We start from the raw sequence: 13254 nt of genomic DNA, 5'->3' as shown, positions 1-13254 counted from the left end.
CCCACACCGCGCGGCTCCTCGCGCCGCAAGAACAATGTGGTCGAATGTGAATCCTGTGGGCTATACGGGATGTGCCAGGTCGCGGGGCTCGATGCACCGGTGCCTGATCTCATTGATGAAATCGTTGGGCGGCGCGAGCCTGTTGGCGTCGGCGCCACGCTGATCAATGCCGGCACCCCCTTCGGTGAAATCTATGCCGTCAAATCCGGCTCGTTCAAAACCTATGTCACCATGGCCAACGGTGAACAGCAGATCATCGACTTTTACTTTCCCGGCGAACTGATGGGATTGGAGGGGCTGAGTGAAGGCGTCTATCCCCACTCGGTCGAGGCCCTGGAGTCGGGCAGTGTCTGCCGGCTCGATTTCTCCAAGCTGGAGCTGTTGGGTGAGCGCCTTGGTGAGTTTCAGCAACAACTGATCGTCGCCCTGAGCCGGCGTGCGCGCCAGGATCAATGGGTTCCCCTGTTGATGGGGGCGCAAAACGCAGAACAGCGCACTGCCACTTTCCTGCTCAGCCTGTCATCCCGTTTTGCCGAGCACGAACTACCCAGCCTGCGCTTCAAGCTACCCATGTCGCGCCATGACATCGCCAACTATCTGGGCCTGGCCGTGGAAACCGTCAGCCGCATGTTTCAGCGTTTCCAGTCCATGGAACTGCTGGAGGTGCATGGCCGTCATGTGGAGTTGCGCGACATTGACGCAATTCGCGTTATCGCCGGGCTCAACAACATCAACGCAACGTGATGTATGTGCAAAATCCGCATATTAATTGCGCAATGTCATGATTATTTCCCCGTCCTGTGCTAGTCATATCAAGGAGTTTGCAGGCAATAAAATTTTTTATTGATCCAATTGATACACATCAAGGCTGTAGGTCTTTTAGCTGAGTAAAAAAGTCACAGAACAAACGAGGACTTTTTGTCACGGACTTTCCACAACCCGCAGGGGGCAACAACCATGTCAAGGAAACTGAAGCTAAGCAAGACCTACTCAGCCGTACTTTCCGCACTGATTGTCGGCAGTACCGCCACATTCAGTGGCCAGGCCGCTGCACAGGCGCCCACCATGGCAGAGGCCGATTTCGAACGCGCCAAGCTGCTGTACTTCCAGCAGTGCGCCGGCTGTCACGGCGTGCTTCGCAAGGGTGCCACCGGCAAGAACCTCGAACCGAAGGAAACGCAGAAGCTGGGACAGCAGCGCCTGGAACGTATCATCGCCTTCGGTACCGAAGGTGGCATGAACAACTTCGATGGCATCATGACCAAAGAAGAAATCAAACTGATGGCGACCTACATCCAGATGGAGCCGCCGATTCCGCCCGAAATGTCGCTGGCCGAGATGAAAAAGCGCACCAAGGTCCATGTCCCCCTCAAGGACTATCCGACCAAACCGCTGCACGGCCGCAACTGGGAAAACTTCTTCGTCGTCATCGAGCGTGACGTCGGCAAGGTGGCCGTCATCGACGGCGACAAGCATGAGGTCGTGACCCACATCCCCACCGGCTATGCCGTACACGTGTTGAAAGCCCTGGAAAAGAACAAGGTCGTCAAACCGGATAATCCGAAGGATATTGGCCGTTTCTGGTACACCATGGGCCGCGACGGCAAGGTCACCAAGATCGACCTGTGGCAGACCCCGGACAAGATGTTGGTAGCCGAAACCCAGATCGCCTATGACGCCCGCGACATCGCCGTTTCCGGTGATGGCAAGTACGTCGTCGGTGGCGGCTACTGGCCGCCGCACTTCGTCATCATGGATGCCAAGACCCTGGATCCGCTCAAGGTCGTCTCCGCCCGCGGTGTCAACGTTGACGGCCAGTACGTCAACGAATCCCGCGTCGCCGCCATCTATGACACCCCACTGGCGCCCACCTGGCTCATCAACATGAAGGAGCTGGGCCAGACCTGGCAGGTGGACTATAGCGATATCAACAACCTGCGCATCGAGCAGATCGATAACGCCAAGTTCCTGCATGACGGCTTCTTCGACCCGACCGGCCGCTACTTCCAGATCGCGGCCAACGCCTCCGACAAGATGGTGGTCATCGACACCAAGACCCGCAAGCTGGAGGCGATGATCGATGTGGACAAGCGTCCGCATCCGGGTCCCGGCGCCAACTGGATCGATCCCAAGTGTGGGCCGGTCGGCGGCACCCCGCACCTCGGTGTCGGCAAGCTGACCGTGTGGGGCAATGATCCGGCCAAGAACAAGGACAAGGCGTGGAAGATCTGCTACGAAACGCCAACCGACGGTCCGGGCCTGTTCGTGCGTACCCACCCGAAGAGCGACTACGTGTGGGTTGATCAGACCCTGCATCCGGAGCCGGAAGTACAGCAGTCGGTCAAGGTCATCGACAAGAAGACCGGCAAGGTCGCCAAGACCATCCGTCTGACCAACATTGAAGGCTACGTCGCGGTGCACTTCGAGTTCAACGCCGACGGCAGCGAAGTGTGGGCCTCGGTATGGAACCGCAAGGACTCCAAGACCGACAACGGCGAGATCGTGGTGTTCGATGCCAAGACCCTGCAGGAGAAGAAGAGGATCAAGGGCCTCTACGCACCGACCGGCAAGTTCAACGTGCACAACCGCAGCAACCATGTGACCTGATGGTGTAAGCGTTAGGAAGGCGGGATGAGAAATCATCCCGCCTTTTTTCTGCCGCGAATCTGTGCCTACGTCCGGGGGAAGTCGAAAATGGACAACTTAAAGCAAAAAAATCCCTTCTTTGCGCGCAAAGTGCTGTTCGGTGCAACCATCGGCGCGGCACTGTTCTTCATGGTGGTCGGCGTCATCTTCTGGGGCGGCTTCAATACCATGATGGAAGCTACCAACACCATGACCTTCTGCATCTCCTGCCATGAGATGGAGCAGAACGTCTACCAGGAATATACGCATACCGTGCACTACACCAATCGCAGCGGCGTACGTGCCACCTGCTCCGACTGCCATGTCCCCGACCCCTGGGTGCACAAGGTGGTACGTAAGATCCAGGCCAGCAATGAGGTGCTGCACAAGGTACTAGGCACCATTGATACGCCGGAAAAATTCGATCAGCATCGCCTGCGCCTGGCGCGCAACGTCTGGAAGGCGATGAAAGATACCGATTCCCGTGAGTGCCGTAACTGTCATGACTGGGATTCCATGAATCCCGAAAACCAGAAACAGCGCTCCGCCAAGCAGCATGTCTTTGCCATGGAACAGGGCCAAACCTGCATCGACTGTCACAAAGGCATTGCGCACAAGAAGACGCATGACCTGCTGAGCGATGAAGAGGTTGAAATACTGGAAAAATCCAACCCAGCCTACAAGCGTGAGCTGCCGCCGCAATGGGCTGCCTACCGCGCCAAGATGGAGGCACCGGCCGCCCCGGCTGCCGCCGCGCCGGCACCGACCCCCGCTCCGGTCGCGGCGGCCCCGGTACCCGCAGCGGAACCCGTGGCAGCAGCCGCCGCCGCACCCGCAGCCAAGCCGGCTGCCGCTCCCGCTGCCAAGGCATCGGCCGGCATCAAGGTTGACTGGAGCAAGGCATCCAACCGCCAGGTGATGCTGTTCTATCCGGGGCAGACCTCCATGGAATGGGCGCTGACCGGCAGCCAGCACGGCGGTGCGCGCGTCTACAGCCGGGCCGGCGATCGCTGCTTCGCCTGTCATGAGGGTGAGCAGGAGGCCATGGGCAAGAAGATGGTGAATGGCGAAAAGGCGGAAGACCATCCCATCCCCGGCAAGCGCCCCGGCGTGCCCGTACAGATTCAGGCCACCCACGACGGCGAGTACCTGTACATGCGCTTCACCTGGCCCGACACCGCCCATGTGCCGGTGTCCTTTGTCGACGGCGGCAAGATGGACAAGGACAACCCGACCAAGCTGGCCCTGATGATCGCCACCGACGAAGTGAAGGAAGCGGGCCAATCCGGCTGCTGGGGAACCTGCCATCACGATGCCAACGGCATGCCCGATGCTCCGGCCGGACAGAATGTCACCAAATACATCGCCGAGAGCCGTACCGAGATTTCCGCCCGCAGCTCACCGCTGGGCGGCTGGGACAAGCGCAAGAGTGACGGCGACATTGCGGCGGAGTTGAAGGCCGGCCACTTCATGGATCTGTTGCGCTACAAAGCCGGCAGCGGCAAGGCGGAAGACGGTTACATCCTGGCTGATCGCGTCATGAACGGTGGTCAGGGCGTAGAGTTCGTCGGTGAAAAGCAGGGTGGCAACTGGGTGGTGAGCATGAAGCGCAAGCTCTCCTCCACCACTCCGGGCGATCTCAGTCTGAGCGCCGGCCAGCTCTACAACATCGGCTTCGCCATCCATGATGATTACACCAGCGGACGCTTCCATCATGTGTCGCTGGGCTACAAACTGGGCCTCGACAATGCCGAGGCGGAGATCAATGCCACACGGCAGTAATGCCGCTAAAATTGATTTCCATCAAGGTGGCGCATGACTGCGGGGAGCATTCTGCTGTCATGTGAATAAAACGCCGGGTTGCCATGACGGCAACCCGGCCAGAGAGGTAGTAGTCATGTGTCGACTGACTTCCTTGAGCCTTACCCTGATCCTGCTACTGGCCAATACTAGCGCCACGGCTGATGAGCGCGTGGTGACCATAGAAATCCTCGCCTACAAGTTCATCCCCGAAGAAGTCACCATCAAGCGCGGCTCCACGGTGCGCTGGATCAATATGGAAAAGCGCCAGTTCCATAATGTGTGGTTCCGCGAGGCCGGCGAGGAGCCCGGCGAATACCTCTTTCCCGAAGACACCTACGAACGCAAATTCGATACCGTGGGCGACTTCCCCTATGTCTGCCAGCCGCACATGGACCACATGCGCGGGCTGATCCGGGTGGTGGAATGATGCGGCCGGCGCCCTACCTGGCCCTGTTGTGTGCCGTGCTGCTGCTCGGCGGAGCGGCCCCATCCCTGGCGAGCGCGGAGATCTCCGGCGTGCGCCAACACGAGTTGCTGCACCTGCTGCGCCACGATTGCGGCTCCTGCCACGGCATGACGCTGAAGGGCGGCCTGGGTCCTGCGTTGCTGCCCGAGAACCTTGCCGGCAAACCGGCCACCACCCTTGAGGCCACCGTGTTGTACGGCCGTGCCGGCACCCCCATGCCACCGTGGCACGGACTGCTCAGCGAAGAGGAAGTGGCCTGGCTGATCGCCCTGCTGATGAAAGGAGTTCCTGATGCACCGTAATCTGCTCGTCCTGCTGCTGCCGCTCCTGTTGTCGATGGGAGGCTGCGCCACGTCGCTGCGCGGTACCGGTGACCTGGGCCTCATCATCGAGCGTGCCGACGGCAGTGTGCTCATCGTGGAGAGCAGCCAGCGCACGACGCTGGCACGCATCGAGGGGCTGGGTGATCTGTCCCACGCCTCGGTGGTGTATTCGCGGGACGAGCGCTACGCCTACGTCTTCGGCCGTGACGGCGCTCTTACCAAGGTGGACATGCTGCGCCAGCGCATCGCCGGCCGCGTCATGCAGTCGGGCAACAGCATCGGTGGCGCCATTTCCCAGGACGGCCGCCTGGTTGCCGTCGCCAACTACCAGCCCGGCGGCGTCAAGGTGTTCGACGCCGACACGCTGGAACTGCTGGCCGACATCCCCGCCGCCTACGGCGACGGCAAGTTTTCCAAGGTGGTCGGCCTGGAGGATTCCACCGACAACCGCTTCGCCTTCAGCCTGTATGACGCCGGTGAGATCTGGATCGTCGATTTGCGTGATGCGCGCCATCCGGTGATAGAAAAATTCCGCGACATCGGCCGTCTCCCCTACGACGCCCTGGTCAGCATGGATGGCCGCCACTACATCGCCGGCCTGTTCGGCGAGGATGGTCTCGCCCTGCTCGACCTGTGGCATCCCGAGCGCGGCGTGCAGCGCATCCTCAACAATTACGGTCGCGGCGAGCAGCCGCTGCCGGTATACAAAATGCCGCACCTGGAAGGCTGGGCCCTGAGCGAAGAGCATGCCTACCTGCCGGCCATCGGCCGCCACGAACTGCTCATCGTGGATCGCCGTACCTGGCAGGAGGCCGGTCGCGTTCCTCTGCACGGCCAGCCGGTGTTCGCCATGGCTCGTCCCGACGGGCGCCAGATTTGGATCAATTTCGCCCATCCCCACAACGACACCGTGCAGGTCGTCGACACCGTCAAACAACAGGTCATTGCCACGCTGACACCGGGCAAGGCCGTGCTGCACATGGAATTCACGCCGCGCGGTGAACACATCTGGCTGTCGGTACGCGACGAGGATCGGGTCGACGTGTACGACACCACCGCCTTGCAACGCATCGGCAGCCTGCCGGCGCGCAAGCCCAGTGGCATCTTCTTCACTGCCCGCGCCCATCGTATCGGCCTGTAGGAGAACGACATGCACCGCAGCCGTCGCAGCGAAGCACTGGAACTGGGCACCCTGGAGCGGCGCCTGCTCAATGATTTCCAGCACCACCTGCCGCTCTCGCCCACACCCTACGCCGATATCGCAGCGCAGCTCGGCACCACTGAAGAGGCCGTGTTGAGCGCGTTGCAGGAATTGCAAGGCGCTGGCGCCGTGAGCCGGGTAGGCGCCGTGTTCCGCACCCACCGCGTCGGCGCCAGCACCCTGGCCGCCATGGCGGTCCCACCGGAGCGGCTGGAAGAAGTGGCTGCACTGGTGAGCGGATACGACGCGGTCAACCACAATTACGAACGGGAGCACCGCATCAACCTGTGGTTCGTCGCCACCGCCGCCAACGACACGCAGTTGATGCAGGTGCTGCGCGACATCGAACAGCGCAGCGGCATTGCCGTCATGGCCCTGCCCATGCTGGAAGATTTTCACATCGACCTGGGGTTCGAGCTGAAATGGACATGAACGTACTGCCGCGCATGCATCCCGACCACCTGACCGCGGCCGATCACCGCCTGGTCGCCGCCATTCAGCATGGCCTGCCGCTGGTTTCACACCCCTATGCCGAATTGGGCCGGCAGTGCGGCCTCAGCGAGGGCGAGGTCATCAACCGCCTCGCCGCCCTGCTGGCCGACGGCACCATCAAGCGCCTGGGGGTCGTGGTGCGCCACCGCGAACTGGGCTATCGCGCCAATGCCATGGTGGTGTGGGATATTCCCGATGAACAGGTCAGCGAACTGGGGCACTGCATCGGTCGCTTTGATTTCGTCACCCTGTGCTACCGTCGCCCGCGCCGCCTGCCGGCCTGGCCGTACAATTTGTTCTGCATGATCCACGGTCAGGATCGCGACGCGGTGCTGGAGCGGGTGCGGCACATCGAGCAGCATTGCCAGCTGACCGAGGTGCCGCATGAAGTGCTGTTCAGCCGCCGCCGCTTCAAACAGCGCGGCGCGATCTACGCCCCGGCACCGGCAGGAAATGCTCCGTAATGGACGCCATCGATCGCGCCATCATCAACGCGCTGCAGGATGGCTTCCCCATCTGTGACCGCCCCTATGCCGCTGCCGCAGCACAGCTCGGCATCGGCGAGGAGGAATTGCTGCAGCGGCTGACCTCCTTGCGCGAGCAAAAGACCATCAGCCGCTTCGGCCCGCTGTTCCATGCCGAACGCCTCGGCGGGGCACTCAGCCTGGTCGCCATGCGCATCCCGCCGCAGGAGATGGAACGCGTCGCCGCCCTGGTCAACGCCCACCCCGAGGTGGCGCATAATTACGAGCGCGCCCACGAATTCAACATGTGGTTCGTGCTGGCCACGGAAACCATGGATGAGCTACAGGACACGCTGCGCGCCATCGAGGCGGAGAGCGGCTATCCGGTCTACAACATGCCAAAACTGGAAGAGTATTACCTCAACCTGAGATTTGCGGTATGAGCAGCGCCACTGTCATCGCCTTGCCCGACGCCACCGACCGTGCGCTTATTGTCGCCACCCAGTCGGGGTTGCCATTGACACCGCAGCCCTATCACGTGCTGGCCGAGCAGCTCGGCATCAGTGCCGACGAGGTGATGGAGCGGCTGCGCCGCATGCAGGCCAACGGCATCATCCGCCGCATCGGTCTGGTGCCCAATCATTATGCCCTGGGCTACACCTTCAACGGCATGACCGTCTGGGATGTGCCGGATGAGCGCATCCATATCCTGGGGCCCAGGCTCGGCGCCCTGCCCTTCGTCAGCCATTGCTACCGCCGTCCACGCTACCAGCCTGACTGGCCCTACAATCTGTTTGCCATGGTGCATGGTCGCAGCCGCGATGAAACCGACGCCCAGGTGGAAGAAATCGCCCGTCTGCTGGGCCCCGACGATCGTGGCCATACCGTGCTGTACAGCACACGCATCCTGAAGAAGACCGGGCTGCGACTCGGCGCACGCGGAGAATGACGCCATGTTCCGACTCTCGCAGTTCATGGATCACCTCCTGCATCCCGCGCCCATCACCCCGGCGCGCAAACCCGCCGGGCCGGTGGTGATCTGGAATCTGGTCCGCCGCTGCAACCTGACCTGCAAACATTGCTACGCCACCTCGGCCGACAAGGACTTTGCCGGCGAGTTATCCACCACCGAGGTGTACAGCGTACTGGATGACCTCAAGGGCTTTCATGTCCCGGTGCTGATCCTTTCCGGCGGCGAACCGCTGTTACGGCCCGATATTTTCGATATCTCACAACGCGCCAAGGCGATGGGCTTTTATGTCGGCCTCTCCACCAACGGCACCCTCATCGACGAAGGCAATATCGCCGCCATCGCCGCCGCCGGCTACAACTATGTGGGCATCAGTCTCGATGGTATCGAGGCCACCCATGATCGCTTCCGCCGCCTCGACGGTGCCTTTGCCCGCTCCCTGCACGGCATCCGCCTGTGCCGCGAGCACGGTATCAAAGTGGGCCTGCGCTTCACCCTGACCCAGGACAACGCAGCCGAACTGCCGCAACTGCTGGAGCTGATGGAAACGGAGGGGATCGACAAATTCTATTTGTCGCACCTCAACTACGCCGGGCGCGGCAACCGCAACCGCCGCGATGATGTTTACCACCGCGCCACCCGCGCCGCCATGGACCTGCTGTTCGAGCGCTGCATGAGCGAACAGCAGCGCGGCATATACCGCGAATACGTCACCGGCAACAACGACGCCGACGGCGTCTACTTCCTGATGTGGGTCCGCGAACATTTCCCCGAACGGGCAACGGAGATGGAACTGCGCCTGACCCAGTGGGGCGGCAACTCATCCGGCATCAACATCGCCAACATCGACAATCTCGGCAACGTCCACCCCGATACCATGTGGTGGCATCACACCCTGGGGAATGTGCGTGAGCGTCCCTTTTCGGCGATTTGGCAGGATATCAGTGACCCGCTGATGGCCGGTCTCAAGCAGCAGCCGCGCCCGGTACAAGGCCGCTGTGCGGCGTGCCGCCATCTGAGTATCTGCAACGGCAACACGCGGGTACGCGCCCAGCAGACCAGCGGCAATCCGTGGGCGGAAGATCCCGGCTGTTACCTGGAGGATGATGAAGTCCTCGTTACTGCGGTGGCTGCACAGCGAAAGGTCGGCTCATGAAACACCTGCTCCCCCTGGGACTGCTGCTCATCTCCTGCGGCCTCCTGGCCCAGCCCCGCCCCACATTACAACTGTACGGCGAGCACTGCGCCAGCTGCCACGGCGGCGAACGCCTCGGCGGTATCGGCCCGGCCCTGCTGCCGCAGAATCTGAGCCGCGTGCGCAAGGCCGAGGCGATGGATGTCATCGCCCATGGCCGCCCTGCTACACAGATGATCGGCTACGGTCACCTCCTGTCGGAGGCTGAAATCAAAAACCTGGCGGAATTCATCTACACCGAGCCGCCCACCATGCCGCGCTGGGGCATGGAGGAAATCAATGCCAGCCTCCTGCAACATGCCCAGGGAAAAGACCTGCCCGATACGCCGCGTTATCAGGCCAATATGCAGAACCTGTTCCTGGTGGTGGAACTGGGTGATCATCACATCACCCTGCTGGACGGTGACAAGTTCCAGGCCATCCACCGCTTCCCCACCCGCTACGCCCTGCACGGCGGTCCCAAGTATTCTCCGGATGGCCGGTTCGTCTACCTCAGCTCGCGCGATGGATGGGTGAGCAAATACGACCTCTACAACCTGACCCTCATCAACGAAGTGCGCGCCGGCATCAACAGCCGCAACATCGCCGTTTCCGCCGACGGCCGCTATGTGATGGTGGCCAATTATCTGCCACACAGCCTGGTACTGCTGGACGCAGAGACACTACAACCGCTGAAGCTGTGGCAGACCACCGGCAGGGATGGCACCAGCTCACGGGTCAGCGCGGTCTACACCGCACCGCCGCGCCAGAGCTTCATCGCCGCGCTGAAAGACATTCCCGAGGTATGGGAGATCAACTACGCCGACCGGCCGCCGCCGGGCTTCGGCAGCTGGGTGCACGACTTCCACAAGGAACAGAGCGACGAGGTGGTACGCTCCTTCCCGCTGCGGCGCATGTCCACCCACGGCTATCTGGACGACTTCTTCTTCGACCACGAATACGAGCACCTCATCGGTGCATCGCGTGACGGTGGCGGCCAAGTGCTGGACCTGCATCTTGGGCGCAAGATCGCCGACCTCGATCTGCCCGGCATGCCGCATCTCGGTTCCGGCATTACCTTCGAGCACCAGGGGAGAGAAGTGCTGGCCACGCCCAACATCAAGGAGGGCGTGGTCAGCATCATCGACCTAAAAAGCTGGCAGACCGTCAAACGCATCGATACCCTCGGCCCCGGCTTCTTCATGCGCAGCCACGACAACAGCCGTTACGCCTGGGTGGACGTGTTCAGCGGTCCGCACAAAGACGCCATGCATGTCATCGACAAACAGAGTCTGGAGATCGTAAAAACCCTGCGCCCGGCACCGGGCCAGACTGCCGCCCACGTCGAATTCACCAACGACGGTCGCTATGCCCTGGTCAGTATCTGGGAGATGGACGGCGCACTGGTGATCTACGACGCCGCCACGCTGGAGGAGGTGAAACGCCTGCCCATGAAGAAACCGTCAGGCAAGTACAACGTGCACAACAAGACCACCTACAGCCGCGGTACCAGCCGGTAACAAAAGATAGACATGCAGGATCGATAAGCGAGGCGCGTCCACCGCGTGGCTTACTCGCAATAGGCGCGCAGCTTCTGCAGGTCGTGGATGTGGACGCTCAGGCCCTTGACGCTGATCAGCCCCTGATCGCTGAGCGAGTGCAGAATGCGGGACAAGGTCTCCGGCTGCACCGACAGGCGTGAGGCGATGATGTTCTTGGCCGCCGGCAGAGACACCTCGGCTTCCGTCTCCGCATCCTTGGGCGCCTGTCCCACCAGATAATTGACCAGACGCAGTGTGGCATTCTGCAAAGTCAGCGCATCGATCTCATTGAGGCGGTGATGTAGCCGCACGCTCATATCGGCCAACACACGGAAACAGGTATCCACCGAACCGCGCAATACACTGAGGAAATTGCGGCTGTTAATCGCGTAAAGTTCCGCCGACACCAGCGCCTGCGCACTCACTGGAAAGCGCTGGCCGTCCATGAACATCACGGCCTCGGCGAAACACTGGCCGGGGCGAATGATCTCGATTACCTTCTCATTGCCGGTAGGCGAAAGCCGGTACAACTTCACCTGGCCACTGCGCAGCATGAAAAAACGATCCGCCGGCTGACCTTGTGTAAACAGATGCTCCCCTTCAGCCAAATGCACCAGCTGAATGCCATCTTTAATCTTCGCCAGCTCCGCATCGTTCAAGCCATTGAACAGTGCATGAGAGCGCAGTTCCTGATCTGCAATGATTGCCTGGTCCATGCGTCAATTATGCTAACTGCGACCTCTGGATGCAATGCCTGATTAAAGAGCTAAGGAAGCTCTGAATAAGTGCGGTTCCACCGCGGCACCTTTGACGACTGACGGAGCACTACCACCATGGAACAGAACCAAGATCGCTGCTGGATACTGGAACCCGATGAAGTCCTGCACTACATGGAGTCTGCCGCGGCAGCCGAACGCCTGTTCGGCACACCTATCGTGCTCACCCAGCCCATCCCCCATGACCTCATGGGCAACCTGCTGATCGCCGAGATCTATCTGTCGGACGGCATGGCCGGTTTGGAGTCCGTCTTGGGGATCATCAGTACAGAATTGAAAGCTCGCCTCGGTTCACATTAGTGCCGTTAGATCATGGCGATGACTCAGGCTGGTGTTTCCGAAGTAATCCGTAATACGGATCAGACCTGAGACGCGCTGCTTTCGGAATAGTAGAAAGAAAGCAGTTTGCAAAACAACACCGTGAGTTGTGTTGCGGAAAATACAGGTATCGGTCGGGGCGAGAGGATTTGACCGTTGTGCCGGGAGCACAATGGGACAGCCGCAGGCTGCCCGCAGGGCGCAGGCCAGGGATGGACTGCGTCAACCACAATCACGTTGTGGGCGGAGGTTTGCGAAACGATACAGTGAGTTGTGTTGCGGAAAATACAGGATTGGTCGGGGCGAGAGGATTTGAACCTCCGACCACTTGCACCCCATGCAAGTGCGCTACCAGGCTGCGCTACGCCCCGATTGGGATAAAACCGAAACTACAGAAGACCCGCCGAGCGGAAGGCGCAAATCATACACCAGTGCGCAATGGATAGGAACGGGTCAGCGCTTGAGTATCGCCAGAATTTGTTCGAGCTCTTCGCGCAGCGCATGCAGAACATGCGGCTCTACGGCGACCCCCGGCTCAGGCGTCGCTTCCTGCTCCAGACGCTGACGGGCACCGCCGATGGTGAAGCCCTGCTCATAGAGCAGGCCGCGGATCTGGCGGATCATGATGACATCATGGCGCTGATAATAGCGGCGGTTGCCGCGGCGCTTGACCGGCTTCAATTGGGGAAATTCCTGCTCCCAATAGCGCAGGACGTGCGGCTTGACGTCGCACAGTTCGCTGACCTCACCAATGGTGAAGTAGCGTTTGCCCGGAATGGGCGGCAGCTCGTTATTGTTGCTGGGTTCCAGCATAAGCCTCAACCCTCGCCTTCAGTTTTTGTCCCGGACGGAAAGTAACCACACGGCGGGCGGTGATGGGAATCTCCTCACCGGTCTTGGGGTTACGTCCCGGGCGCTGTTTCTTGTCGCGCAAGTCAAAATTGCCGAAGCCGGACAGTTTCACCTGATCGCCGTTCTGCAACGCGCCACGGATCTCCTCGAAGAAAATCTCCACGAGTTCCTTGGCCTCACGTTTGTTCAGCCCAAGCTCCTCGTACAGGCGTTCGGCGATTTCTGCTTTGGTCAACGCCATTTCCCGCT

General features: G+C 60.8%; 16 protein-coding genes and 1 tRNA gene. 13 read left to right on the top strand and 4 right to left on the bottom strand.

Translation table 11 applies throughout. The annotated features are described in order from the left end of the window. Nucleotides 1-99 precede the first annotated feature (99 nt). The 12 genes from ACMV8A_RS01550 to ACMV8A_RS01495 all read left to right on the top strand — a co-directional run bounded on the left by ACMV8A_RS01550 (nt 100) and on the right by ACMV8A_RS01495 (nt 11038). Nucleotides 100-744, top strand: a complete 645-nt coding sequence (locus ACMV8A_RS01550; RefSeq protein WP_495323955.1) for a helix-turn-helix domain-containing protein — start codon at nt 100-102, stop codon at nt 742-744. Nucleotides 745-957: 213 nt separating this feature from the next. Beyond that, nucleotides 958-2607 carry a cytochrome D1 domain-containing protein gene (locus tag ACMV8A_RS01545; protein ID WP_495323954.1) on the top strand — a complete coding sequence of 550 codons (1650 nt, stop codon included), beginning with the start codon at nt 958-960 and terminating at the stop codon, nt 2605-2607. Nucleotides 2608-2694: 87 nt separating this feature from the next. Then, the gene (locus tag ACMV8A_RS01540; protein WP_495323953.1) at nt 2695-4407 is read left to right on the top strand and encodes a NapC/NirT family cytochrome c; all 1713 of its coding nucleotides are present in this window, start codon (nt 2695-2697) and stop codon (nt 4405-4407) included. A gap of 115 nt (nt 4408-4522) precedes the next feature. Further along, entirely contained in the window at nt 4523-4855 is a 333-nt protein-coding gene (locus ACMV8A_RS01535; protein ID WP_495323952.1) for a cupredoxin domain-containing protein, read from the top strand. Next, complete coding sequence (locus ACMV8A_RS01530) at nt 4852-5196, top strand: c-type cytochrome (protein ID WP_495323951.1); 345 nt, start codon at nt 4852-4854, stop codon at nt 5194-5196. Before ACMV8A_RS01535 ends, ACMV8A_RS01530 begins: the two co-directional genes overlap by 4 nt. Continuing rightward, nucleotides 5186-6358, top strand: coding sequence for a cytochrome D1 domain-containing protein (locus ACMV8A_RS01525; RefSeq protein ID WP_495323950.1), 1173 nt, complete (start codon nt 5186-5188; stop codon nt 6356-6358). The genes ACMV8A_RS01530 and ACMV8A_RS01525 overlap by 11 nt, the downstream gene beginning before the upstream one ends. A gap of 9 nt (nt 6359-6367) precedes the next feature. Next, nucleotides 6368-6850 (top strand): Lrp/AsnC family transcriptional regulator, encoded by a 483-nt coding sequence (locus ACMV8A_RS01520; protein ID WP_495323949.1) that lies wholly within the window; start codon nt 6368-6370, stop codon nt 6848-6850. After that, the gene (gene ahbB, locus ACMV8A_RS01515; protein ID WP_495323948.1) at nt 6847-7374 is read left to right on the top strand and encodes a siroheme decarboxylase subunit beta; all 528 of its coding nucleotides are present in this window, start codon (nt 6847-6849) and stop codon (nt 7372-7374) included. Before ACMV8A_RS01520 ends, ahbB (ACMV8A_RS01515) begins: the two co-directional genes overlap by 4 nt. Then, nucleotides 7374-7817: an Lrp/AsnC family transcriptional regulator gene (locus ACMV8A_RS01510; RefSeq protein ID WP_495323947.1), complete on the top strand. Its 444-nt coding sequence runs from the start codon at nt 7374-7376 to the stop codon at nt 7815-7817. Before ahbB (ACMV8A_RS01515) ends, ACMV8A_RS01510 begins: the two co-directional genes overlap by 1 nt. Then, complete coding sequence (gene ahbB / locus ACMV8A_RS01505) at nt 7814-8323, top strand: siroheme decarboxylase subunit beta (RefSeq protein WP_495323946.1); 510 nt, start codon at nt 7814-7816, stop codon at nt 8321-8323. Before ACMV8A_RS01510 ends, ahbB (ACMV8A_RS01505) begins: the two co-directional genes overlap by 4 nt. A 4-nt stretch (nt 8324-8327) precedes the next feature. Further along, the gene (nirJ, locus tag ACMV8A_RS01500; RefSeq protein WP_495323945.1) at nt 8328-9500 is read left to right on the top strand and encodes a heme d1 biosynthesis radical SAM protein NirJ; all 1173 of its coding nucleotides are present in this window, start codon (nt 8328-8330) and stop codon (nt 9498-9500) included. Continuing rightward, nucleotides 9497-11038 (top strand): cytochrome D1 domain-containing protein, encoded by a 1542-nt coding sequence (locus ACMV8A_RS01495; RefSeq protein WP_495323944.1) that lies wholly within the window; start codon nt 9497-9499, stop codon nt 11036-11038. The genes nirJ and ACMV8A_RS01495 overlap by 4 nt, the downstream gene beginning before the upstream one ends. A gap of 50 nt (nt 11039-11088) precedes the next feature. On the opposite strand, the gene ACMV8A_RS01490 is transcribed toward ACMV8A_RS01495, so the two are convergent. After that, nucleotides 11089-11775 (bottom strand): Crp/Fnr family transcriptional regulator, encoded by a 687-nt coding sequence (locus ACMV8A_RS01490; RefSeq protein ID WP_495323943.1) that lies wholly within the window; start codon nt 11773-11775, stop codon nt 11089-11091. Nucleotides 11776-11892: 117 nt separating this feature from the next. Here ACMV8A_RS01490 and ACMV8A_RS01485 point away from each other — a divergent pair, with 117 nt between their 5' ends. Beyond that, nucleotides 11893-12135: a ubiquitin family protein gene (locus ACMV8A_RS01485; RefSeq protein ID WP_495323942.1), complete on the top strand. Its 243-nt coding sequence runs from the start codon at nt 11893-11895 to the stop codon at nt 12133-12135. Between the two features lie 312 nt (nt 12136-12447). Here ACMV8A_RS01485 and ACMV8A_RS01480 read toward each other — a convergent pair. The 3 genes from ACMV8A_RS01480 to ihfA all read right to left on the bottom strand — a co-directional run bounded on the left by ACMV8A_RS01480 (nt 12448) and on the right by ihfA (nt 13246). Beyond that, nucleotides 12448-12524, bottom strand: a tRNA-Pro gene (locus ACMV8A_RS01480). Nucleotides 12525-12606: 82 nt separating this feature from the next. Further along, nucleotides 12607-12966: a MerR family transcriptional regulator gene (locus ACMV8A_RS01475; RefSeq protein ID WP_495323941.1), complete on the bottom strand. Its 360-nt coding sequence runs from the start codon at nt 12964-12966 to the stop codon at nt 12607-12609. Then, the gene (ihfA, locus tag ACMV8A_RS01470; protein ID WP_495323940.1) at nt 12944-13246 is read right to left on the bottom strand and encodes an integration host factor subunit alpha; all 303 of its coding nucleotides are present in this window, start codon (nt 13244-13246) and stop codon (nt 12944-12946) included. The genes ACMV8A_RS01475 and ihfA overlap by 23 nt, the downstream gene beginning before the upstream one ends. Nucleotides 13247-13254 lie beyond the last annotated feature (8 nt).

Source organism: Sulfurivermis sp., assembly GCF_059410345.1.
The sequence above is the reverse complement of the archived record's forward strand: the minus strand, read 5'-3'. Positions and strand labels throughout refer to the sequence as shown.

Excerpts from the sequence above, each read along its gene's own strand:
- ACMV8A_RS01545 (WP_495323954.1), top strand. The coding sequence starts at position 958 with ATGTCAAGGAAACTGAAGCTAAGCAAGACCTACTCAGCCGTACTTTCC.
- ahbB (WP_495323948.1), top strand. The coding sequence starts at position 6,847 with ATGAACGTACTGCCGCGCATGCATCCCGACCACCTGACCGCGGCCGAT.
- ACMV8A_RS01490 (WP_495323943.1), bottom strand. The coding sequence starts at position 11,775 with ATGGACCAGGCAATCATTGCAGATCAGGAACTGCGCTCTCATGCACTG.
- nirJ (WP_495323945.1), top strand. The coding sequence starts at position 8,328 with ATGTTCCGACTCTCGCAGTTCATGGATCACCTCCTGCATCCCGCGCCC.
- ACMV8A_RS01535 (WP_495323952.1), top strand. The coding sequence starts at position 4,523 with ATGTGTCGACTGACTTCCTTGAGCCTTACCCTGATCCTGCTACTGGCC.
- ihfA (WP_495323940.1), bottom strand. The coding sequence starts at position 13,246 with ATGGCGTTGACCAAAGCAGAAATCGCCGAACGCCTGTACGAGGAGCTT.
- ahbB (WP_495323946.1), top strand. The coding sequence starts at position 7,814 with ATGAGCAGCGCCACTGTCATCGCCTTGCCCGACGCCACCGACCGTGCG.
- ACMV8A_RS01495 (WP_495323944.1), top strand. The coding sequence starts at position 9,497 with ATGAAACACCTGCTCCCCCTGGGACTGCTGCTCATCTCCTGCGGCCTC.
- ACMV8A_RS01510 (WP_495323947.1), top strand. The coding sequence starts at position 7,374 with ATGGACGCCATCGATCGCGCCATCATCAACGCGCTGCAGGATGGCTTC.
- ACMV8A_RS01475 (WP_495323941.1), bottom strand. The coding sequence starts at position 12,966 with ATGCTGGAACCCAGCAACAATAACGAGCTGCCGCCCATTCCGGGCAAA.
- ACMV8A_RS01485 (WP_495323942.1), top strand. The coding sequence starts at position 11,893 with ATGGAACAGAACCAAGATCGCTGCTGGATACTGGAACCCGATGAAGTC.
- ACMV8A_RS01540 (WP_495323953.1), top strand. The coding sequence starts at position 2,695 with ATGGACAACTTAAAGCAAAAAAATCCCTTCTTTGCGCGCAAAGTGCTG.
- ACMV8A_RS01530 (WP_495323951.1), top strand. The coding sequence starts at position 4,852 with ATGATGCGGCCGGCGCCCTACCTGGCCCTGTTGTGTGCCGTGCTGCTG.
- ACMV8A_RS01525 (WP_495323950.1), top strand. The coding sequence starts at position 5,186 with ATGCACCGTAATCTGCTCGTCCTGCTGCTGCCGCTCCTGTTGTCGATG.
- ACMV8A_RS01520 (WP_495323949.1), top strand. The coding sequence starts at position 6,368 with ATGCACCGCAGCCGTCGCAGCGAAGCACTGGAACTGGGCACCCTGGAG.